Below are 21,409 nucleotides of genomic sequence, written 5' to 3' on the forward strand. Positions count from 1 at the left end.
CGAATCAGGGTGCGCCGGCCTCGTGCCGGCGCACCCGTGAAAAGGCCATGACGATGACAACCGCATTAGAAGCCCCGGTTACGACAACGGCCCCGAAGATCCCGGCGCCGCGGCGCCGGCGATCCTCGGCCGGGTATCCGAGAATCACCCCATACCTGTTCCTGCTGCCCATGATCCTGCTGTTCGTCGGGTTCAAGCTCTACCCCTACATTTCGGCGTTCTGGATCAGTTTGACCAAGAACGTCGGCGGCGAAATCCAGTTCGCCGGACTGGCCAACTACCAACGACTCCTGCAGGACCCGCTGTTCTACAAGGCGCTCGGCAACACCGGGATCATCCTGCTCGTGCAGGTGCCGATCATGCTCGGGCTTGCGATCGTGCTGGCCGTCGCGTTCAATTCCGTGCTCCTGAAGTGGCGCTCGTTCTGGCGTACCGCCTACTTCGTGCCCATCGTGATGGGTCTGGTCGCCTACGGGATCCTGTTCCGGGCGCTGCTCAACACGAATGAAGGGTTCGTCAACTACCTCATCGGCTTCATCGGCCTGGATCCGATTCCCTGGCTCGGTGACCCGATGTGGGCGAAGGTCTCGATCGTCATCGCAATGACCTGGCACTACACCGGTCAGAACGCGATCATCTACCTCGCCCAGATGCAGTCAATCGGCGGCGAGCTCTACGAGGCGGCGCATGTCGACGGGGCCAGCGCATTCCAGCGCTTCTGGCACGTGACAGTGCCCGGGCTCCGTCCGGCCATCGTGCTCACCGTCATCCTGTCCACGATCGGCACCCTCCAGCTCTTCGACGAGCCCTATGTACTCACCAACGGCGGTCCGGACAACGCAACGCTCACGGTCGGCATGTACCTGTACCAGAACGGTTTCAAGTACTTCGACTTCGGTTACGCGTCGGCCATCGGATACGCCCTGACCATCATCATCGGCGTCATCTCGCTGATCCAACTTCGCTTGTTCAAGGAGAAGTCCTGATGACAGACACCAACATCGTCGCGCCGACGAGTCGCGGTCGCTCGCTGGTGCTGACCACGGCCATTGCGGCGGGCGCCGTGCTGATGATTCTGCCGTTCTACTGGCTGCTGATCGCGACCACCTACCAGGCGAGTGACATCTTCACGACGCCGCCGCATTTCCTGCCCGGCCCGGCATTCTTCGACAACCTCGTCGGGCTGTTCCGGGACACCCTGTTCGGCCGGGCCATGTTCAACTCGGTGCTTGTGTCCGTCACCTACACGGTGTTCGGGCTCGTGGTCTGCACGGCCGCGGGATACGCATTCGCGAAGTTCCGGTTTCGCGGACAGGGCTTTCTCTTCGGCGCGGTGCTGGTCACGCTGGCGCTGCCCTCTCAGGTGACGCTCGTGCCGCTGTTTCAGATCATGGTCTCCCTCGGTTGGCTCGACAGCTACCAGGCGCTCGTGCTTCCGAACCTCGCGCTACCCTTCGGGATCTTCCTGATGCGGCAGACCATGTACGCGATTCCCGATGAGATGATCCAGGCCGCGCGCATCGACGGAGCCAGCGAGTTCCGCGCATTCGCCGGAATCGTGGTCCCGACAATCCGCCCCGCGATCGCCGCCCTGGCGATCTTCCTGTTCCTCGCCCAGTGGAACGACTTCGTGTACCCCCTCGTGGTACTGCGCACCCCCGAGTCCTACACGGTGCCCGTCGCCCTCGCCTCGCTGCAGGGCATCGGAACGACCGACTATGGGCAGTTGTTGATGGGCACCATGCTCTCGATGCTGCCGGTGCTCGTTCTCTTTCTCTTTCTCCAACGTCACTTCGTCGCGGGCATTCTGGCCGGCGCCGTCAAGCAATAAGGATCCATCGTGCTACTTGAAGACCACCAGCTCCTGTCCGTTCACTGGACTGAGCTCTCGCGCGGCATTGCCTTCGGGGTCGGCGGCGGATGCCTCGTCGAGAGCGTCGAGCGCCACGGCCTCGTTGACATCGTCACCGTGAACATCGTCCCGGGCGGACAGATCGTGCTCGAGGCCCCGCTCGGCAACGCCACAGCGTACTGGCACCCCGGCTTCGACCCCGGAGAAAGCTTGCCGGCCGACTGGAAGGGGCGCGAGGGGTTCAGCGCCGTGCGTTCGGCGCCGATCGGGGTGCTCTGCGACGCGGTCGGCCAGAGCGGTTTCGCGTTCGCCTTCGACTGCCTCACCCAGGAGGGCGAGCTGGAGTTCGGCGCCTCGGAGGAAGCGAAGACCTTCGTCGTGCGTCTGGCGATCGCCGACGGTCTGGCCGCCGCGCGCTCCACCGTTCGACTGGCCGTCGTGGCGCCCGAGGTTCGTTACGAGCGGGCAATTCGCGAACTCTCGGTGATCCTGCATGACGGCATCACCGGCAAAGCGGCGGCCGAGATCGCCCTCGAGCCCGTCTACTCCACCTGGTACGCGTACTCACAGCAGATCACGCACGATGTGCTCATGCGGAACGCGTCGGTGGCGCGGGGGATCGGCTGCACGTCGGTCTTCGTCGACGACGGCTGGCAGAAGTTCGGCGACGGCCGTTGGTACGCCGGATGCGGCGACTGGGTGCCGGACACCACGAAATTCCCTGATTTCCGCGGCACTGTCGCCGAGCTGAGCGACGCCGGCCTGCGCACCGTGCTGTGGATCGCTCCCTTCCTCGTCGGTGACCAGAGCGCGGCCTACGCCGACCTGGCCCGCTTCGCGTCGATCTACTCCGAGAACCTGCGCACCTGGGTATTGGACCCCCGCCACCCCGAGGTGCGCGAGCACCTGGTCGGCGTGTGCGCTCGGCTGATGAGCGACTACGCACTCGACGGCCTGAAGATCGACTTCCTGAATAGCGTCATGGTCTACGCGGGAACCCCGTCGACGGGCGACGTCGCCGATGTCGGTGACGCCATGACGCTGGTGCTGCGCGAGATTGCCGCTGCCGTCGAAGGCGTGCGCCCCGGCTCGCTGATCGAGTTCCGCCAGCCTTACATCTCACCGGTTGTCGCTCCATTCGCCGACGTCATCCGCGCCGATGATTGTCCGGCGGATGCCGACCAGAACCGCCGTTCGACGCTCAACCTCCGGTTGCTCGCGATCTCGCAGGTCGTGCACTCCGACCCCGTGATGTGGGATCCGAGCGCCCCGGTCGAGACCGTGTCACGCCAGCTGCTCAACGTGTTCTTCTCGGTGCCGCAGATCTCCATGCCGCTCGACGTGCTGCCGGAGGCGCATCGCGTGCGGACCATGGAGTTGCTCACAGAGTGGCGCTCGCTGCGCGAGGTGCTGCTGGGCGGCGAGCTCAGCGTCGGGCTGCCCAACGAGGGCTACCCTCTCGTCTCGTCGCGCCTCGGTGGGCGGCTCGTCGTCGCCGCCTACCAGCCGCGCCAGCTCGAACTCGACCTGGAGGGGGTCAGCGAGCTCGTGATCCTCAACTCGACGGCTTCCTTCGCCCTGCCGTACACCGTGCGCGACGGGCTGTCCCGGGTCGGCACCGCGCTGGCCGAGGGGTCCACCGCCCGCCCGGTCGAGCTCGGTGAGCGCGGTTTCATCGACGTCGGCGCGTGGGGGATCACGCGCATCACGCTCAACAGCTAGCGATCGCGTGTGTTGCGGGCGCTGAAAGGCGCCCGCAAACACCGCATGCAGCCCTCGGCCGCGCAGAGTGCGGACGACAGCTCCGGTGTGACAGCATTCCCAGGTGGACACTTCAGGGATCTCAACGGGGCCGCGCTGGCTGAGCTCGTATGTCGCGCTTCGTGCCGCCCGCCCGGACTTCTGGCTGGCTCTGGCGCTCGCCGGAGAAATTATCGGGATTGCCTCGGTGTCGAGTCAGGTCGGCATGGTCGCGCCGATCGGATCCGCTCTGCTTTCGATCGTGCTGCTCTGGCCGATACGGCGAGGGGTGCTCTTCGCCTGGCATCTCTTCCTGTTCATGCACTGGGTGCAGCTCGCGCTTGTCGCGGTCTTCTCGCTCCTTGCCGCGATGCTTCCGTGGGGAGAAATCGCGGTCAGTCCGGTCGGCGTTGTCGGGACAGCGCTTGCCCTCTGGGCCGTGTCGGCCAGCTGTGTGCGGCCTGCGCCGCGCCGGGCCTAGCTCAGACCTGGCCTGTCGCAACGCCACTGCAGGCCGGCAGCGACCTGAAAGGTCGCCCGATATCTTCCATCATGTCCCTGCGGCGACAAGGGGGATACGCTGGGGACACCGAACCTGACGGAATGGAGTCACAATGCGGGGAAAGCTTCTCTTCATCACGGGTGGACTGATCGGCTACGTGCTGGGCGCACGCGCCGGCCGCAAGCGCTACGACCAGATCGCCGCTGCGGCGAACAACCTGTGGAATGCGGAGCCCGTGCAGCGCCGGGTGACGATGGCGCGTGACTTCACGCTTGACGCCGTCGGCGACTTGCCCGTCACGCTCTTCAACGCCGGAAAGAAGGTTGTTGAAAACGTGCAGGCCAAGAAGTCGGCAACGGATGCGGCCGGTCCGGCCCAGCCGGCCACGCCGACGACCACGCCGAAGCCAGCCGCGAAGCCGGCGTCGAAGCCAGCCGCGAAACCTGCGGCCACGTCTGCGTCGAAGCCCGCCGCCGACCCGACGTCCGAAAACTCTTCGTTCTAGTCGTTGCACCGCACCGGAAGGCACGCCAGTGAGTACCAGTGAACCAAGCAACAGCGGACCGAACCTGACCGGCCCCGGGAGCACGAGCCCGGGTGACGGTGTCCCGAGTGGCGGCGCACCCTACGGCACCGGGTTCAACCCGAAACGTAAACGGAGCCTGTTCGGGCTGATCAGTGACGTCCCTGGTCAGATCAGCGCCCTCGTGAAAGCAGAGATCGCGGCATTCATGGCCGAGATCAAGGCCAAGGCGATCACCCTCGGTGTGGGCATCGGGATGTTCGTCGTTGCCGGTGCCGTCGCCTTCTTCGCCCTCGGCGTGTTCATCGCGCTGGCCATCATCGCGCTGGCCCTGGTGCTGCCGCTCTGGCTGGCAACCCTGATCGTCGGCGTCGTACTGATTCTGATCGCAGTGATTCTGGTTCTGATCGGAATCAACCGAGTCAAAGTCGCAACGAAGCAGGATCCAGACGGGATCGCCGCCAGCATCCATCACGATGTCGAGGCATTCAAGGGGGTTGGCGACTATGGCCACTGAAAATCGCACTGACAAGACCGCCGTGTCCGGGGCGGCTCCCACGGCACCGGCCCCCGAGAAGCCGAAAAGCCAAGCCGAGCTGCGTGCAGACGCCAAGCGCGCCCGGGCCGAACTCGCGGGCACCCTCGACGCCATCGAGCTGAAACTCAATCTGCCGTATCAGGCCCGGCTTCGGCGGCGTCGATTTCAGACGGGTGTGCGCAAACTCCAAGACGACAACCCGCTCGCCCTCGTCGGGCTCCTCGCCGGCGCCGTCGCGATCGTCAGCGGAACCGTCTGGCTCGGCGTGAAAGGCATTCGCGAGCGCTGACTACCGCGACCCTCGAATAGGGGTCACGCGGCGTTCATGCGCACGTCACTTCCCGGCCCAACGGAGTCTCTAGCGTGGCCTGCGACGCGCCTCGACCGGCGCGCCCAGACGAGGAGACACGCACCGTGACTGACAAATTGCCCCTGGCCCGACGAACGGTTCTCACAGCGGGAGGGCTCGGGGTGCTTGGCGTTCTCGGCGCGGCACTCCCCGCCCACGCACAGCCCGCCAACCCACAGCTCGCGAACCTGCCTCGGATGTCTCCCGACGGCAGTCCACGCGGAAAAGCGCCGAAACTGCGGTTCCGCGAGAACGGCACCTTCAAGGTCGTGCAGTTCAACGACACCCAGGACGACGAGCTCGTCGACCGGCGCACCGTCGAACTGATCGAGAAGATCCTCGACACGGAGAAGCCCGATGTCGTGCTGATCAACGGCGACGTGATCACCGGCGGATGCGAGACCCGGCTCGCCGTGAAACAGGCGATCAACAACGTCGTCTGGCCGATGGAGAGCCGGGGCATTCCGTGGGCGGTCACGTACGGCAACCACGACGAGGACTCACTGCCGCAGTCGGGGGTGGACGAAGCGACGATGCTCGACTTCTATCGCAGCTACGACCACAACCTGAATGCCGAGAACATTGCCGGTCTGACGGGCACCGGCAACACCATCGTCCCGATCCGCGCTGCAAACGGCAAACGAGATGCCTTCAGTCTCTGGCTGCTCGACTCCGGTCGGTACGCACCCGGGACGATCCAAGGCCAGGACTTCGCGGGCTATCCCACCTGGGACTGGTTGAAGATGGACCAGGTGGCCTGGTACCGCAGCGAGTCGCAGCGCCTCGAGAAGCGGGCCGGTCGCAAGGTTCCGAGCCTCATGTTCATTCACATTGCGCTCTGGGAGCACCGCTTCATGTGGTGGGGCGGCGTCGACACTCGCACCGCGGCTGACGCCGCGCGCGGAAGGGCGCGCCACGGCATCGTCGGCGAACGAAACGAAGACGAGTGCCCCGGACCGTTCAACTCCGGCATGTTCAACGCGATCCTCGAACGAGGTGACGTCAAGGGCGTGTTCGTGGGTCACGACCACGTCAACGACTACTACGGCAATTACTACGGGGTGCTCCTCGGCTACGCTCCCGGCACGGGTTTCGGCGCCTATGGGCTGCCCGGCGCCGACCGCAACCGGATGCGCGGGGGTCGCGTCTTCGAGCTCACCGAGACCGGCGATGACGTCGCAATTGCGACACGCGTCGTCTACGCCCGCGATCTCGGCATCGATCTGACCGCCAACGACCAGCCGATGGAACCCACGCCGCTGCCTCCCGCACAGGCGTCTGCCTGACTCTTCGCCTGACCGGCTGTCGGGGGAGTCGTCTCGCTTGTTTTTGGTGCTGGACCGAAAGCGGGGGAGACTAGGAGCATGACTCACCCGGCTGCCGGAGAGGCAGTAAACAGCACCCAGTCCCTCACCTCCACCGATGCGTCCACGGATGCCTCAGAAGCGTCGCCGCAGGGGTTCACCCTGTTCGCCGTTTTGCGCAAAGACCCCGCGAATCCTGACGACCTCGACGGCCGCGACGTTCCGCATGCCGTCAACGAGCTCGACGACGTCATTGCGCTCGTCGAAGCGGAGGGCGTCACGGTGCGCGGCTTCTACGATGTCTCCGGTTTGCGGGCCGACGCCGATGTCATGATCTGGACCCACGCCGCCGAAGCCGAGACCCTGCAGTGGGCACATCGCGAGTTGCGCCGCACCCGCCTGCTCAAGAGCCTGCTGCCCACCTGGAACGCGATGGGCGTGCACCGCGACGCCGAATTCAACAAGAGCCACGTTCCCGGATTCCTCCGTGGAATCGAGCCCAAATCCTGGCTCACGGTCTACCCGTTCGTGCGCAGCTACGAGTGGTACCTGCTCCCCGACGCCGAGCGCAGCAAGATGCTTGCCGACCACGGCCGCCTGGGTGCGTCCTACCGCGGCGCCGTTGCCCACACCGTGTCGGCTTTCGCGCTCGGCGACTATGAGTGGCTGCTGCCGATCGAGAGCGATGAGCTGACCGAGTTGGTCGACCTGATGCGCGGACTGCGCGCGACAGAGGCTCGCCGTCACGTCCGCGAAGAAATCCCGTTCTACACCGGCCGCCGCGTCACCCTCGCCGAACTCGTGGAGGTGCTGCAGTAGTGACCGAGTACGACGCCATTCTGCTCGCGGGATTCGGTGGCCCCGAAGGTCAAGACGACGTCATCCCGTTCCTGCGCAACGTCACGCGCGGCCGCGGCATCCCCGAGGAACGCCTTGAAGAGGTCGCCCACCACTACCGTCATTTCGGTGGGGTGAGCCCGATCAACAACCAGAACCGCGCGCTCAAGGCGGCGCTCGAGGCTGAGCTCGCCTTTCGCGGCATCGACCTGCCGGTGATCTGGGGCAACCGCAACTGGAACCCCTACCTCGCCGAAGTGATTACCGCAGCCCACGACGCCGGCCAAAACCGTCTGATCGCCATCGCGACCAGCGCCTACAGCTCGTACTCGAGTTGCCGCCAGTACCGCGAAGATTTCGCCGCAGCCCTGGCCGACACCGGTCTCGAGGGCACGGTGCAGATCGACAAGGTGCGTCAGTTCTTCGACCACCCCGGCTTCGTGCTGCCGTTCATCGACGGTGTGAAAGAGGGCCTCGCCGAGGTGCAGGCCGCCGTGCCCGGCATCAACGTGCAGACCGAGGTCGAGGTTCTGTTCGCGACGCACTCGATCCCGTCGACGGATGCCGCCAAGAGCGGTCAAGATCTCAGCGACCTGGATGCCGATGGTCAGCCGGTGCGTCGTTACGGTGACGACGGCGCCTATGCCGCGCAGCACCGGGCCGTTGCCGAGGTCGTCATGGCCGCCGCGACGCCCTCTGCCGAGGAACAGCCCGCCTGGCAGCTGGTCTACCAGTCGCGCTCCGGCCCGCCGAGCTTGCCCTGGCTGGAGCCGGACATCAATGACGTCATCAAGGCGCTTCCCGAGCGGGGCATCCGTGCCGTGGTGATCGTGCCGCTCGGTTTCGTCAGCGACCACATGGAGGTGCTCTGGGATCTCGACACCGAGGCCATGGAGACTGCTGAGGAGAACGGCCTGCACGCCGTGCGCGTGCCGACGCCCGGCACCAACCCGGCCTACGTCAGCGGCCTGGTCGACCTGGTCATGGAACGCGTGAACGATGTGCCGGTCGACGAGCGCCCCGCGCTGACCGAATTAGGACCCTGGTACGACGTTTGTCGTCCCGGATGCTGTGAAAATGTGCGCCTGGGATTCAAGCCGGCGCTGGCAGGAATGACACCATGAACGCACCGATCACTCAGACCCCGATTCGCGTCGGCACCCGCGGCAGCGCCCTCGCCATGGCTCAGACCACGGCCATCGCCAACCGCCTCGGCGCGGCGGCCGGCGTGCCGGTGGAGATCATCCCGATCACGACCCACGGTGACACCTCGCGGGAGTCGCTGTCCAGCCTCGGCGGCACCGGCGTCTTCGCCAGCGCGCTGCGCGAGTCACTGCTGGCCGGCGACTGTGACGTGATCGTTCACTCCCTCAAAGACCTGCCGACCGGCGCCCACCCCGGCCTGGTCATCGGCGCCACCCCCAAGCGCGCCGACGCCCGCGACGTGCTCTGCGCCCGCGACGGACTCACCCTGGCCACCCTGCCGGAAGGCGCGAAGGTTGGCACCGGATCGCCGCGACGCGTGGCCCAGCTGCGCCGGCTCCGACCCGATCTGACCGTCGTGGACATCCGGGGCAACGTCGACACCCGCCTGGCCTTCGTCACCGACGGCGAGCTCGACGCCGTGGTGCTCGCGGCTGCCGGTCTCGGTCGGCTCGGTCGCCTCGATGCCGTGGCCACCGACTTCCTCGATCTGTCGGCGTGGCCGACCGCTCCCGGCCAGGGCGCGCTCGCGATCGAGGTGCGTGACGGCAAGCTCGATCGCGCGCTCACCGCGGCGCTAGCCGCCGTGAACCACTCGACCACCCAGGCCGTGACCACCGCCGAACGTCTCGTTCTCGCCGGTCTCGAGGCCGGTTGCGCCGCTCCGATCGGGGCGACGGCCGAGATCGATGACGGGCTGCTGTTTCTCACGGCCACCGTCTACCGCCCCGACGGTACAGAGCAGCTCACCGCCTCGCATGCGGCCACCCCCGAATCGCACGGGCTGGCCGATCTTCTCGAGGCAGCACGGGATGTCGCCGAGCGCGTCGTCGCGGAACTGCTCGCGAAGGGCGCGGCGAACCTTGCACCCCTCGGCACGACGTCGAGCGAGGGCGGCACGTCATGACGAAGCCGGCCGAGACCAAGCCGCTCACCGGTTGGCGCGTGCTCGTGCCCCGGGGAGGCCCCTGGGGCGATCAGGTGTCGGCCAAGCTGCGTGCCCAGGGGGCATCGCCGGTCGTCGCCCCGATGATCAACTTCGCACCGACTGACGACGCCCCGACCCTCGAGGCCGCGCTGCAGAGCCTCGCCGCCGGAGAGTTCGACTGGGTGACCGTGACGAGCGCCACGACCGTTGACGTTCTGTCGTCGCACCGCGTCGTGGTTCCGCCGACCACTCGCGTCGCAGCGGTGGGGGAGACCACCGCCGCCGCGCTGATCGCGGCCGGCTACCAGGTGGACATCGTCCCCTCGGAAGACAATTCGGCCCGAGGGCTGCTCGCCGAATGGGAAGCGGCCACCGACGGCGTGATCCCGCTGCGCATCCTCACCCTGCGCTCCGAAATCGCCAAACCGCTGCTGACCGAGGGCCTGCGTCGCATCGGGCACGATGTGCTCTCCGTCGTCGCCTACCGCACCATCGGCGTGCCGGTGAGCGAACAGGTGGTCGAGGATGTCGCCGCCGGGCGGGTGCAGGCGGTGCTCGTCACCTCCGGCAGTGTGGCCCAGCAGGTGCAGGAACAGCTCGGTCCCATTCCCGAATCCACGCTGGTGGCCTGCATTGGTCCGCGTACCGCGAAGGATGCGGCGGCCGTCGGCCTGCGCGTCGACGTCGTCGCCGACGAGCGCACGGCCGACAGCCTGATCGACGCCGTCGTGAAGGCGGCGCGGGCGTCCTGAGCCACCACAACACGGGTAGCAGTCACGGATGCGTCGGCGGCATTCAGACAGGCGACATAGGCTTGACGGGTGAATAGCCCCGTCATCCGCCCGCGACGACTGCGCGCCACCCCCGCGCTCCGCCGCTTGGCCAGCGAAACCCGTCTCCACCCCGCCGACCTCGTTCTTCCGCTCTTTGTGCGTGAGGGCACCGAACATCCGCTGCCGATCCAGTCCATGCCCGGCGTCGTCCAGCACAGCCTGGACAGCGCCCGTCGCGCCGTGGCTGACGCTGCAGCGGCCGGAATCGGTGGAGTCATGCTGTTCGGCGTTCCGTCGCAGCGCGACGCGACCGGAACCGGGGCGACCGACCCCGACGGTATCCTCAACGTCGCGACGCGCGCTCTCGTCGCCGAGATCGGCGACGCTCTCGTGGTGCAGACCGATCTCTGCCTCGACGAATTCACCGACCACGGCCACTGCGGCGTGCTCGATGCGCACGGGCGCGTGGACAATGACGCGACCCTCGTGCGCTACCGCGAAATGGCGCTCGCCCAGGCCTCGGCCGGCTCGGCCCTGCTCGGACTCAGCGGCATGATGGACGGCCAGGTTGCCGCCGTGCGCGAGACGCTCGACGCCAACGGCTTCGCCGACACCGCGGTGCTCGCCTACTCCGCCAAGTACGCGTCCGCGTTCTACGGCCCGTTCCGTGACGCCGTGGAGTCGACTCTCGACGGCGACCGCCGCAGCTACCAGCTCGACCCCGCCAACCGCCGCGAGGGGGTGCGCGAAGCGCAGCTCGACATCGCCGAGGGCGCCGACGTCGTCATGGTCAAGCCGGCCGGAGGCTACCTCGACGTGCTGGCCGATGTCGCCGCGATGAGCGAGATTCCGGTCTGGGCGTATCAAGTCTCCGGCGAGTACGCCATGATCGAAGCGGCTGCGGCGCACGGCTGGATTGACCGTCGTCGCGCGGTCGAGGAATCGGTTCTGTCGATCCGTCGGGCCGGTGCCGATGCTGTGCTCAGCTACTGGGCTGTCGAACTTGCCACCTGGCTCAACGAGAAGGACGCCTGATGACCGCTGAAACCACTCCCGCCATGAATTCCACCGCCGTGAGTTCCCACGCCGTGATCTCCCACAACGACGAGCTGTTCGAGCGCGCACAGCGGTCGATTCCGGGCGGCGTGAACTCACCGGTGCGCGCCTTCCGCTCGGTCGGTGGCACCCCACTGTTCCTCGTCTCGGCACAGGGGCCCTACGTCACTGACTCTGACGGACGTGAGTATGTCGACCTCGTCTGCTCGTGGGGCCCGGCGATTCTCGGCCACGCGCATCCGGATGTCGTGAAGGCAGTTCAGGATGCCGCAGCGCGCGGTCTCTCTTTCGGAGCCTCGACTCCGGCGGAGACCGAGCTGGCTGAACTCGTCACCTCGCGGGTCGGCGCGGTGGAGAAGCTGCGCCTGGTCTCGACCGGCACTGAGGCCACGATGACGGCGATCCGCCTGGCGCGCGGTTTCACCGGCCGCGACCTGCTCGTCAAGTTCGCCGGTCACTACCACGGCCACTCCGACGGACTCCTGGCCGAGGCCGGCTCTGGCCTGGCGACGCTGGCGATGCCCGGCTCGGCCGGGGTGACCGCCGCGACGGCCGCGCAGACCCTCGTGCTTCCGTACAACGACATTGACGCCGTGCGGGCGGCCTTCGCCGCCCACCCCGGCCAGATTGCCGCGGTCATCTCCGAAGCCGCCGCCGCCAACATGGGCGTCGTCGCTCCGAACCTGGGCTTCAACGCAGCGCTGGCCGACCTCGTTCACGCCGAGGGCGCCCTGCTCATCCTCGACGAAGTGCTCACCGGCTTCCGGGTTGGAGCGGCCGGCTACTGGGGCCTCGAGAACGTCGGCGAGGTGCGCTACACACCCGACCTGCTCACCTTCGGCAAGGTCATCGGCGGCGGCCTCCCGGTCGCAGCACTCGGCGGTCGCGCCGAGGTGATGGACTACCTCGCCCCGGCCGGACCGGTCTACCAGGCCGGAACGCTCTCCGGGAACCCGGTCGCCGTGGCGGCCGGCATCGCCACGCTGCGCGCCGCCGACGAGGCGGTCTACCAGCGCCTCGATGCGACCAGCGTGATCATTTCTGAAGCAGTCTCGGCGGCATTCGATGCCGAAGGTGTCGCGCACCGGGTGCAGCGCGCCGGCAACTTGTTCAGCTTCGTGTTCGGGCCGGATGCTGCGGCGCACGCCCCCCAGAACTACGAGACGGTGAAGCGCCAGGAAGCATTCCGTTATGCGCCGTTCTTCCACGCCATGCAGCAGGGTGGGGTTTCGCTCCCGCCGTCGGTGTTCGAGTCCTGGTTCGTCTCTGCCGCCCACGACGACAGCGCGATCAGCCGTATCTTCGACGCGCTTCCCGCTGCGGCGCGGGCCGCGGCATCCGCCGTCGATCCGGCGGAGGCTGTCGTCTAGGCGTCGACCCGTGTCGTCGCGCTGCGTGCGAGTGTGACATTTTCGGTCGAGATTGCCCGGTCTGCCGGGCAATCTCGACCGGAACACGCAAACTCGGCGTGCGCTGTGATTCGCCCACCACCGAGGCGTTGCGGCTTTGTGAGGTTCAGACACGGCGAATTGCCCGGCGACCGGGCAGACTAGACGCATGACCTCTCTGCGCGTGCACCCCGATCGGCTTGAGATCCACCTGTCGCGCGCCGAGAAGACGATGGCCCTGCGGCGCGAGGACATCGTCGTGCAGCGGGAAAACATCCGTTCGGTCACGATCACCGACGATCCCTGGATCTGGATTCGCGGTATTCGCGCGCCCGGCTTCGAAGTGCCGCTCGTGATCGCGGTCGGAACCTGGAAGTTTCACGGCGGCAAAGATTTCGTCGCGGTCAAGAGCAAGCGTCAGGCGGTCGTGATCGATCTCGTCGACGAGGAGTTCGCACGAGTGATCCTGACCTCACAGCACGCCCCTGACCTGATTGCGTCGCTCAAGCTGCAGGATGTCCCCGCTGCCGTCGACGAGGAATCCGCCGCCCAGCCGGAGGCTCGGCCGGCGACCGAGCTCGACGCGAAGCCGGCTGTGAAGCGCCGGCCGGCGAAGGTCAAGCCGAAGTCAGAGGATCGGCCCGACGACAAACCCGATGAGAAGCCCGTCACGAAGCCTGGCGCAAAGCCACGCGCAACGCCCAAGCCGAAGCTGGCACCCGGCCTGTAAGAGCCGCCAGAGGCCGTGATGCCTCAGCGCACGCCGCTGCGGGTCACGATCGTGAGCCAGGGCCCCGCCGGGACGTCCTTTTCTTCAACGAACCGCCAATTGACTCTGTCGTTCTCGCCGTTCAGGTCGGTGAATCGGAGGCATCCGTTCAGAGCGGGCGAGACATCCATTCCCGCCCCGTTGAATTTGGTGTTGGCCGGACGCGCGTCCCCGGTTCCGAACACGTAGTTGGCATCGTCGTACACCCCGGGGCCGGCATCCTCGATCTGGCCATAGCAGGTCTGCCCGTGTGAGGTGATCTGCACCCACCGGTTCTTCATCAGGCTGGAATTGGGATCGGCGGCGAGGGCCGTGTACGCCGCGTCGTGTGCCCACGGAATGACATCGCTTCGAATTGCCGCCGCATGAGGATCGTTCACGTCGTCGAACGGCAGATCCAGATAGAACGGATTCTGCTGTGGTTTCATCGACGTCGGAAAATAGCCATTGCCCGGGGTCCGAGCCTCGGTCTGACAGGTGCCGGCGACGGTCACGCCGTCGCACCCTCCGTAGCTCTGTAGCCAGAGCGAATCGTAGGTCGAGATGACCTGGCTTCCGTCCGAGGCGTTCGGGTCGAACACCTCGCCGACCCAGAATGTGGTCGCGACGATGTTGGTGTGCCAGGGGTACTGTCCGTTCACGGTGGCGGTCTCCTCAATGGCTCGCGCGGCGAAGAGTGCGCCGGCCGCGATGGCCGCGATCCCGACCAGCACCCCGACGCCGAGGAGAATCCGGCGGCGGGGGGCGCCGTCGGATCCTCCTCGGGGAGCGGCGGAAGACTGCTGCTCCGTCACCGCGGTATTCCCTTCTCTGGCGTTACTGACATTGCACCAAACTTTGGACCGAGCTGTTCAGAACAACCTCACTGCCCAGGAGGACGACCTGCTTCGCCCCGATGCGAGTGAACTCGGCGCTGACAGCGGGAAGGACACAGTTCGATGGCGACAGGTACAAAGGCGCCGACTTCATGCTGGCAAGGGCGCCGCCCCCGAGGGCGTCGGCGAACCCACCGCCGGAGGCGAGGTAGGCAGATCCGCTTGTGCCGAACGCATCCTTATTGATTGCGATGGCCGTTCCGTACCGGTCGCTGCCGGCGAAGCGACCCACCGCGGCGGCACCGAACGCGCTCTTCAGTGAGTTCTCGATACCGCTGCTGACGGCGCTAACCCCGCCCGCAATCTTGACCTTCGTGATGCCGAGGCGTTTCAGGAGGTTGAGGGTGTTCGTATCGAGGGATGCCGCACCCCCAGGGACCAGGATGACGGGTCCGGAGAATTTCGCTGCCGCCGGCGTCGCGGTGAGGGCATCGGGGAAGGCCTGCCCGCTGGCCACGTAAGCCGTCGTGGCGGAAGCGAACGCATTCTGCGTGATCAACCGTGACGTCTCATACCGGTCGGCCCCACCGAGGCGCACGGTCGTGCCGAGGGCCTTCAACTGTGTGAGAACGGAGTCGGACACGACGTTCGGCCCGCCGGCGACGACGATCATTTTGGGCTTCAGTCGCTGGATTTCCGTTTTCACCGATGCCGGCAGCGAACCTGGCTCCGTCAGCAAGACGGGGGATGCAAAGTGGGCTGCAGCCGAGGCCGAGCTCAATCCGTCAGGAAAGTTCAATCCGTTGGCGATATACACCCGGCTGACGCCGGGGGCGAACTGTTGCGACACTTTGACCGCCGTGGCGAATCGGTCGGGTCCGGCCAGACGCGACACGGTGATGGCGGCCGTGCCGGGGATCACAGTGCCGGCCGATGTCGCGGTCGCGGTCGGCGGGGTGAAGCCGATCGCCGTGCCTGTCACCGTGACGGTCAGCGTCGTGCCGGCGTCGGCCGCAGCCACCGTGTAGGTGCCGGCCGTCGCTCCGGTGATCGCCGTGCCGTTACGCAGCCACTGGTAGGTCAGGACCGCAGTGCCGGGACTCCACGCTCCGGGAACGGCGGTGAGGATGCTGCCGACCTGAGCGGTCCCCGTAATCGTCGGGGTTGCCGCGACGACGGGGTTGCCGGTGAAGGGCGGGGCGCCCACAGAATCGTACAGAGCATAGTCATCAGTGACCAGTTGCCCGTTCTGGAACAGGTTGAGCCCGAATGCGATGGCGGTGACATCCGCCGGAATGACCGGGGTGGTCCACTCGGCCTGCGCGTAGACCCCGCTCGCAGGGAAGAACGGACTATCGGTCCAATACGTCCACAAGCCGGCCGCATCGCGCTTTTGCACATTGAACTGGGTCGGCACTGTTGAGTTGTACCAGGCGCGCAGCGAGTACGTATGCCCCGGTGTGACGGTGGGGGCGCACGTGCCGAGGTCCAGGGTCAACATGAGTTTGGAATCCCCGCTGGCATAGTTGGTCATCGTGAGTTTCTCGGCGACCTGTCCGGTGTGGCCCGGGGCAACTGTCGTGTAGGCCGGAGTGTTGGTTCCGAATCCTTGGATCTTGAAACAGGAGGGAACCCCATCGGTGCCGACCGTTTCAAGACTGGGATTCTGAACGCCGTTGACGCCGGGGCCGGGAGCCGGTGTCGTCGTGCCGCCGACGACGGGCTTCACCGCACCGCCGATCACCTGATTGACGGTTTTGACCGTCGTATTGTTCGTGGCCGATCGCGCGGCCAGCCAGGTCGTGAAGGCGGTGAGCGTCGCAGGGGTGACCGACAGCCCGTCAACGTCGCAGGCGGTCGCACAGACATGATGGAAGGTCAGCTCAACCCAGCCGCCGGTGGTCTCCGCGTTGGTGACCGTCGCCTTCAGGTTGTCGAGGGTCCACGTGGTGGCGACTTGATCCGGGGCCTTGATGTAGAACGGGTCGCCCGGCGGAACGGTCTCGGCGAAGCCGCAGCCTGCACACCCGAATGGCGTCTCGATGTCGCCCAGGCCGCGCGCACTGTTGTATCCGCAGGCACTCACCGCCGCTTCGGCTGCCGCGTTGACTCCCGCATAGGGGTAGGCGAAACTCGTCACCGGGAAGCCCCAGCTGGTCAGGGTCGCCCGGTCAGTGCAGACCTGGCGGGATGCCTCTGCTGGTGTCACGGTCGTCAGATCGGTATGGTTCACCGTGTGGCCGCCGATTTCATGTCCAGACGCCGCCATACTCGTCAATTGGGCACGCGTGAGGTAGCCGGCAGCGCCGATGAAGCCTGACGGAACGTAGAAGGTTCCTTTCAACCCCGCCGCATCCAAGATGCTCACCGCCGCCGACTGATCGGCGTTGGCGTCGTCGAACGACAGTGTGACAGCCACGTCTGGGCCCACCGCGGCCTGTGCCGGCGCGACGAATCCCAGAGTGGTCAAGGCGAGGACGGTGCCGGTAAGTGCTGCGAGCCATCGCATCCGCGCTGGCTTGTCGGGGCGAATTCCGTCGGGTCGAGTTTTCATGTCGGACAGCTCCTTGATCGCTGGGTTGTGCGGTTAATCGACCGTGACCGACTTGGCCAGGTTTCGGGGCTTGTCGACGTCGAACCCCAGTTCGGCGGCGAGCGTGAAGGCGAGTAGCTGCAATGGCACAACAGCTTCGAGCGGTCCGCACGGTGACAGGACGCCCAACGGAATGTCGACAACGCTTCCGTGGCGACCGATCGTGACGACGCGTCCTCCGCGCGCCCGGACCTCTGCGATGTTTCCGGCCAGCCGGGGGTCGCCGTTGTCGACGATGATGACCGGAGTGCCGTCTTCGACGAGGGCAAGCGGTCCGTGCTTGAGCTCCCCGGCCGGATACGCCTCGGCCCAGCGGTAGGTGAGTTCCTTCAACTTCAAGGCCCCTTCCATCGCGTAGGGGACGGCGGCTCCGCGTCCGAGAAAGATGAAACCGCCGGCATGGCGCACCTCGTCGACGATGACCGGAACTGTTTCATGGGCGGCGAGTGCCGCTGCGGCAAGCCGATCGGGCATGGAACGCAGCTCGGTGACGAGCTTCTCGGCATCGGCGGAACTGAGCCGACCGAACTCGACAAGGGCAGAAAGGATGAGGCCGGTTCCGACCAGCACCTGACAGACGAAGGTCTTAGTGGCGGCCACGCCGATCTCGACTCCGGCGCTGCATCCGAGAACGGCATCGACGTTGCGGGCCAGAGTCGAATGCAGGTTGTTCACGAGAGCGAGCATCTGGCGGTCGGGGGGCCCTTCCTCGACCGCCCGCAGTACATCGGCGGTTTCGCCCGACTGACTGATCGCGATGGTGAGCGTTCCCGGCTCGACGATCGTCCCGGCCGCTTCGCTGGCCACCACGACGTTGTGAGCGAGACCACCGAACCGACTCACGGCGCTGCCGATCACCAACCCGGCGTTCAGCGAGGTGCCACAGGCGAGCACCCTCAGTCGTTCGAAGGGTGCCAAGTCGAGTGAGCGCCACAGCGCTCCGTTTGCGATGCTGTCACCGATTGTGTCGAGAATTCGGGCCGCAGCCTCCGGCTGTTCGTCGATCTCACTGGCCATGTGATCGTCGCGATCGGTCGGCTGGCTTCCCGACCGTCGCGGGGGGCAGGGAACCGGGTCGGGGGCCAGACCAGGCTCGCCGGCATGCAACCAGACCAGCTCGTCGGCAAGCTCGACGGTGTCTCCATCGCCGAGAATCCGGAACTCGTCGACCCACTCGGCCAGCGCGGAGACGTCACTGGCAAAGAAAGAGCCGGACGGCGATTGGGCCACCAGAAGGGGAGAGCGGTGCGCGGAGGCCACCACGCGTCCGGTCGCGGTGTCCAGCGCCACGAAAGCCCAGGAACCGGCCAGGCGCCGCACGACCCGACTCACGGCATAGCGCAGATCACCGGAGTGCTCCATCGCTTCTTCCAAGAGGTGGGCGATGACCTCGCTGTCGACATCCGAGGCGAAGCCGTGACCGGTCCTGCTCAACTCTGCGCGCAGCGCGTCGGCGTTTTCAATGATCCCGTTATGCACAACGCTCAGCCGCTGGGTGCAATCCTGATGGGGGTGGGCATTGGAGACGCTGACTCCGCCGTGCGTCGCCCAGCGGGTGTGTCCGATACCGGCAGCACCGAGTGCGGCTCCCGGCCAGCTGTTCGTCAGAGCGCGGAGCGCCTCGACACGATTCGTCGTTCTAAACACCGCAGTGCTTCCGTCTTCGACCATCACCGCGATCCCGGCGGAGTCATAGCCGCGGTATTCGAGTCGCTTGAGCCCGGCCATCAGAAAGTCGGCGGCTCCGGCGGTTCCCCGGCAGGCGATGATTCCGCACATCAGCCGACCGCTTCCTGGGACACGGGGTTGGCCAGGGTCATCGCTTCGTTGACATGACCTCCGTGCGATGCCGCACCGGCTACCCGCCGGATGACCTCATCGAGCGGAGTCGACGGGTCGAATCCGATGAGGGCCTGTGCGCGCGAGTTGTCGGGTACGCGTCGACGCATGTCCTCATAGCCTTCGGCGTAGGCGTTCTCGTAGGGGACGAACCTGATGACGCTCCTGCTGTCGAGAACGGAGATCGTGCGACGTGCAAGCTGAAGGATGGATATCTCCTCTGCGCCGCCGAGGTTGACCGCTGTTCCATAGGCTGCGGGCGTCTCGGCCAACCGCACCAGTGCCGGGATGATGTCACCGACGTAGGAGAAGCACCGGGTTTGCAAGCCGTCACCGAAGACGGTCAGCGGCTCTCCGCGTTGGGCTTGGCCGACGAGGTTCGGAACCACCATGCCGTAGCGACCCGTTTGGCGCGGTCCGACGGTGTTGAAGAGGCGCACAATTGCGACGTTGAGGCCGTGCTCCGACCAGTAGGCATGGGCGAATGCCTCGTCGATTCCTTTGGCTGCGGCATAGGTCCAGCGGGATTTGAGGGCCGATCCGAGGATTCGATCCGCGTCTTCTGAGAGTCGATCCGCCGTATTCTTGCCGTAGATCTCGCTGGTCGAAGCAAGCACGAGGGTGGCCCCGGCCGAGTGGGTTGCCTCCAAGACGTTCTCGGTGCCGTGGATATTGGTGCGCAGGCTGGTCAGCGGCTCCTCGACGATGATCTTGACTCCGACCGCTGCGGCCAAGTGGTACACCTGGTCGGCGCCGTCGATCACGCTGTCGACGAGGGCGCGATCGAGAATCGTTCCTTCAATGAATGTGAGTCGGGGATTGCCGAGTGCCGTCTCCAGGTTGAACAGTGTTCCGGTTGACAGGTCATCGAGCACCACGACGTCGTCGCCGCGGTGAAGAAGGCGGTCCACCAGGTGGCTGCCGATGAAGCCGGCCCCGCCGGTGATGACACTTTTCATGATTTCCTCCTGCGTGGTCAACCGGGGGTCGACGGGCTGCTGTCTGCTGAATGGTCCACCGCTACTAGAGCAGTTCCCGATCGGGGAGATCGACCCTGCGGTAGGTGGCGTCGAGCACTGTCGTTCCGGCGGGAATCCAGCTGAGATCCGATCCGGAGTGATTCGTGTGCACCAGCACGAGGTCGGCGTCGAAGGCCGACGGAATGACAGTTCCGTCGAGTTCGATGCCGTCGGTCAGCATGATCGACTCGAAGTTGGGGTCGTGGTAGGCGATCTCGGCACCCAATGCGTAAAGCAGAGAGAGGATCTCCAGCGCCGGCGACTCTCGGAGGTCGGCGACATCCGGCTTGTAGGCGACTCCGATGAGGAGAATGCGTGACCCGCCGATCGATTTGCTTTGGTCGGAAAGAATCTGGCGAATCCGCTCGACCACCCGACGTGGGCGTCCGGCGATCTCGGACATCGCTTGCTCGATCACCGGCAGCGTGATGTGTGATTTGCGCAATTGCCAGAGTAGGTAGTGCGGGTCGCACGGGATGCAGTGCCCACCGACACCGGGACCGGGAACGAACGGCATGAACCCATACGGTTTCGTCGCCGCGGCGTTGATGACTTCCATGACCGGAATATCGAGGACGCGGCAGGCTTCGGCAAACTCATTGGCCAGAGCGATGTTGACGGCTCGAAACGTGTTCTCGAGCAGTTTTGTCATCTCGGCGGCTTCCATCGATCCGACGGGGTGCACGCTGTGGGCATAGCGACCGAGCAGAGCGACCGCCAGGCTCAGGCAGGCCTCCGTTGCCCCTCCGATGACGCGGGGAACGTCTTCGTGAGCGAAACCGGCATTGCCCGGGTCGATGCGTTCCGGGCTGAATGCGACGAAGATGTCCCGCCCGACGCTGAGTCCCCGCATTTGCAATGGCCGCAGCAGGAGGTCGCGGGTGCAGCCGGCGTAGGTCGTCGACGTCAGCAGGAGAAGCTGCCCGCCGATGGCGGCGTCGACCACCATCGAGCAGGCGGCACGAAGGATGGTCAGGTCGGGGGTCAGGTGCTCGTCGAGCGGGGTCGGAACGCAAATGATCACTGCCGCGGCATCACTTAACCGATAGGTGTCGCTGGAGATCTGAAAATCGTCTCCGGGGAGCGCGACTTCCAGGCGTTCGCGGTCGGACTCCAAAAGGTCGGCCTCGCCATTGCGGATCGAGTCGAGCCGTCGCTCGCTGAGGTCGAGGCCGAGCACACGCGCGCCGGAGGCATGCAGAGACAGCGCGGTCGGAAGACCGACGTAGCCGAGGCCGACGACGGCGACGTCGAATTCGAATTGGGTGCGGGGGATGACGGGGATCGGGTCGATTTCCGGCTGAAGCTCGGCTGAAGTCCGGCGCAGCCGGGGTGTTTGAGTTGCGCGTGCCGTTTCGAGTGACATTCCACTCCTCAGTTC

The 21,409-nt window shown here is 66.1% G+C and carries 20 protein-coding genes; 15 read left to right on the plus strand and 5 right to left on the minus strand.

The window, feature by feature from the left end; all coding sequences use genetic code 11:
• Window positions 1-53 precede the first annotated feature (53 nt).
• The 15 genes from AC1DCF_RS05485 to AC1DCF_RS05555 all read left to right on the plus strand — a co-directional run bounded on the left by AC1DCF_RS05485 (window position 54) and on the right by AC1DCF_RS05555 (window position 13,723).
• Window positions 54-986: a carbohydrate ABC transporter permease gene (locus AC1DCF_RS05485; RefSeq protein ID WP_441789357.1), complete on the plus strand. Its 933-nt coding sequence runs from the start codon at window positions 54-56 to the stop codon at window positions 984-986.
• Window positions 986-1,831 (plus strand): carbohydrate ABC transporter permease, encoded by an 846-nt coding sequence (locus AC1DCF_RS05490; RefSeq protein ID WP_441789358.1) that lies wholly within the window; start codon window positions 986-988, stop codon window positions 1,829-1,831. The genes AC1DCF_RS05485 and AC1DCF_RS05490 overlap by 1 nt, the downstream gene beginning before the upstream one ends.
• A 9-nt stretch (window positions 1,832-1,840) precedes the next feature.
• The gene (locus tag AC1DCF_RS05495) at window positions 1,841-3,574 is read left to right on the plus strand and encodes a glycoside hydrolase family 36 protein (protein ID WP_477210143.1); all 1,734 of its coding nucleotides are present in this window, start codon (window positions 1,841-1,843) and stop codon (window positions 3,572-3,574) included.
• Between the two features lie 103 nt (window positions 3,575-3,677).
• Window positions 3,678-4,073: a hypothetical protein gene (locus AC1DCF_RS05500; protein ID WP_477210144.1), complete on the plus strand. Its 396-nt coding sequence runs from the start codon at window positions 3,678-3,680 to the stop codon at window positions 4,071-4,073.
• 133 nt (window positions 4,074-4,206) lie between these two features.
• Entirely contained in the window at window positions 4,207-4,599 is a 393-nt protein-coding gene (locus tag AC1DCF_RS05505) for a hypothetical protein (RefSeq protein ID WP_477210145.1), read from the plus strand.
• A gap of 28 nt (window positions 4,600-4,627) precedes the next feature.
• Window positions 4,628-5,134: a phage holin family protein gene (locus AC1DCF_RS05510; protein ID WP_477210146.1), complete on the plus strand. Its 507-nt coding sequence runs from the start codon at window positions 4,628-4,630 to the stop codon at window positions 5,132-5,134.
• Complete coding sequence (locus AC1DCF_RS05515) at window positions 5,124-5,444, plus strand: hypothetical protein (protein WP_477210147.1); 321 nt, start codon at window positions 5,124-5,126, stop codon at window positions 5,442-5,444. The genes AC1DCF_RS05510 and AC1DCF_RS05515 overlap by 11 nt, the downstream gene beginning before the upstream one ends.
• 125 nt (window positions 5,445-5,569) lie before the next feature.
• Window positions 5,570-6,790, plus strand: coding sequence for a metallophosphoesterase family protein (locus AC1DCF_RS05520; RefSeq protein ID WP_477210148.1), 1,221 nt, complete (start codon window positions 5,570-5,572; stop codon window positions 6,788-6,790).
• Between the two features lie 78 nt (window positions 6,791-6,868).
• Complete coding sequence (gene hemQ, locus AC1DCF_RS05525) at window positions 6,869-7,627, plus strand: hydrogen peroxide-dependent heme synthase (protein ID WP_441789365.1); 759 nt, start codon at window positions 6,869-6,871, stop codon at window positions 7,625-7,627.
• A complete protein-coding gene (locus AC1DCF_RS05530) occupies window positions 7,627-8,769 on the plus strand; it encodes a ferrochelatase (RefSeq protein WP_477210149.1) in 1,143 nt (380 codons plus the stop codon). Before hemQ ends, AC1DCF_RS05530 begins: the two co-directional genes overlap by 1 nt.
• The gene (gene hemC, locus AC1DCF_RS05535; RefSeq protein WP_477210150.1) at window positions 8,766-9,755 is read left to right on the plus strand and encodes a hydroxymethylbilane synthase; all 990 of its coding nucleotides are present in this window, start codon (window positions 8,766-8,768) and stop codon (window positions 9,753-9,755) included. Before AC1DCF_RS05530 ends, hemC begins: the two co-directional genes overlap by 4 nt.
• Entirely contained in the window at window positions 9,752-10,528 is a 777-nt protein-coding gene (locus AC1DCF_RS05540) for a uroporphyrinogen-III synthase (protein WP_441789368.1), read from the plus strand. Before hemC ends, AC1DCF_RS05540 begins: the two co-directional genes overlap by 4 nt.
• A gap of 69 nt (window positions 10,529-10,597) precedes the next feature.
• Window positions 10,598-11,584: a porphobilinogen synthase gene (gene hemB / locus AC1DCF_RS05545; protein WP_441789369.1), complete on the plus strand. Its 987-nt coding sequence runs from the start codon at window positions 10,598-10,600 to the stop codon at window positions 11,582-11,584.
• 23 nt (window positions 11,585-11,607) lie between these two features.
• The gene (hemL, locus tag AC1DCF_RS05550; RefSeq protein WP_477210544.1) at window positions 11,608-12,975 is read left to right on the plus strand and encodes a glutamate-1-semialdehyde 2,1-aminomutase; all 1,368 of its coding nucleotides are present in this window, start codon (window positions 11,608-11,610) and stop codon (window positions 12,973-12,975) included.
• A gap of 187 nt (window positions 12,976-13,162) precedes the next feature.
• Window positions 13,163-13,723, plus strand: coding sequence for a hypothetical protein (locus AC1DCF_RS05555; protein WP_477210151.1), 561 nt, complete (start codon window positions 13,163-13,165; stop codon window positions 13,721-13,723).
• A gap of 23 nt (window positions 13,724-13,746) precedes the next feature.
• Here the strand turns inward: AC1DCF_RS05555 and AC1DCF_RS05560 are convergent, their stop codons facing one another.
• The 5 genes from AC1DCF_RS05560 to AC1DCF_RS05580 all read right to left on the minus strand — a co-directional run bounded on the left by AC1DCF_RS05560 (window position 13,747) and on the right by AC1DCF_RS05580 (window position 21,394).
• Window positions 13,747-14,556 (minus strand): hypothetical protein, encoded by an 810-nt coding sequence (locus AC1DCF_RS05560; protein WP_477210152.1) that lies wholly within the window; start codon window positions 14,554-14,556, stop codon window positions 13,747-13,749.
• A gap of 22 nt (window positions 14,557-14,578) precedes the next feature.
• Window positions 14,579-17,131: a cell wall-binding repeat-containing protein gene (locus AC1DCF_RS05565; protein WP_477210153.1), complete on the minus strand. Its 2,553-nt coding sequence runs from the start codon at window positions 17,129-17,131 to the stop codon at window positions 14,579-14,581.
• A gap of 33 nt (window positions 17,132-17,164) precedes the next feature.
• Complete coding sequence (gene glmS / locus AC1DCF_RS05570; RefSeq protein ID WP_477210154.1) at window positions 17,165-18,949, minus strand: glutamine--fructose-6-phosphate transaminase (isomerizing); 1,785 nt, start codon at window positions 18,947-18,949, stop codon at window positions 17,165-17,167.
• Entirely contained in the window at window positions 18,949-19,968 is a 1,020-nt protein-coding gene (locus AC1DCF_RS05575; protein WP_477210155.1) for an NAD-dependent epimerase/dehydratase family protein, read from the minus strand. The genes glmS and AC1DCF_RS05575 overlap by 1 nt, the downstream gene beginning before the upstream one ends.
• A gap of 64 nt (window positions 19,969-20,032) precedes the next feature.
• Entirely contained in the window at window positions 20,033-21,394 is a 1,362-nt protein-coding gene (locus tag AC1DCF_RS05580; protein ID WP_477210156.1) for a nucleotide sugar dehydrogenase, read from the minus strand.
• Between the last annotated feature and the right edge of the window lie 15 nt (window positions 21,395-21,409).

It is taken from the genome of Leifsonia sp. 10L418 (assembly GCF_056395445.1).

Bases quoted from the DNA above. Each gene is read 5' to 3' on its own strand.
- hemQ (WP_441789365.1), top strand. From the start codon at position 6,869: ATGACTCACCCGGCTGCCGGAGAGGCAGTAAACAGCACCCAGTCCCTC.
- AC1DCF_RS05505 (WP_477210145.1), top strand. From the start codon at position 4,207: ATGCGGGGAAAGCTTCTCTTCATCACGGGTGGACTGATCGGCTACGTG.
- AC1DCF_RS05565 (WP_477210153.1), bottom strand. From the start codon at position 17,131: ATGAAAACTCGACCCGACGGAATTCGCCCCGACAAGCCAGCGCGGATG.
- AC1DCF_RS05580 (WP_477210156.1), bottom strand. From the start codon at position 21,394: ATGTCACTCGAAACGGCACGCGCAACTCAAACACCCCGGCTGCGCCGG.
- AC1DCF_RS05485 (WP_441789357.1), top strand. From the start codon at position 54: ATGACAACCGCATTAGAAGCCCCGGTTACGACAACGGCCCCGAAGATC.
- AC1DCF_RS05540 (WP_441789368.1), top strand. From the start codon at position 9,752: ATGACGAAGCCGGCCGAGACCAAGCCGCTCACCGGTTGGCGCGTGCTC.
- glmS (WP_477210154.1), bottom strand. From the start codon at position 18,949: ATGTGCGGAATCATCGCCTGCCGGGGAACCGCCGGAGCCGCCGACTTT.
- hemC (WP_477210150.1), top strand. From the start codon at position 8,766: ATGAACGCACCGATCACTCAGACCCCGATTCGCGTCGGCACCCGCGGC.
- AC1DCF_RS05515 (WP_477210147.1), top strand. From the start codon at position 5,124: ATGGCCACTGAAAATCGCACTGACAAGACCGCCGTGTCCGGGGCGGCT.
- hemL (WP_477210544.1), top strand. From the start codon at position 11,608: ATGAATTCCACCGCCGTGAGTTCCCACGCCGTGATCTCCCACAACGAC.
- AC1DCF_RS05490 (WP_441789358.1), top strand. From the start codon at position 986: ATGACAGACACCAACATCGTCGCGCCGACGAGTCGCGGTCGCTCGCTG.
- AC1DCF_RS05575 (WP_477210155.1), bottom strand. From the start codon at position 19,968: ATGAAAAGTGTCATCACCGGCGGGGCCGGCTTCATCGGCAGCCACCTG.
- AC1DCF_RS05555 (WP_477210151.1), top strand. From the start codon at position 13,163: ATGACCTCTCTGCGCGTGCACCCCGATCGGCTTGAGATCCACCTGTCG.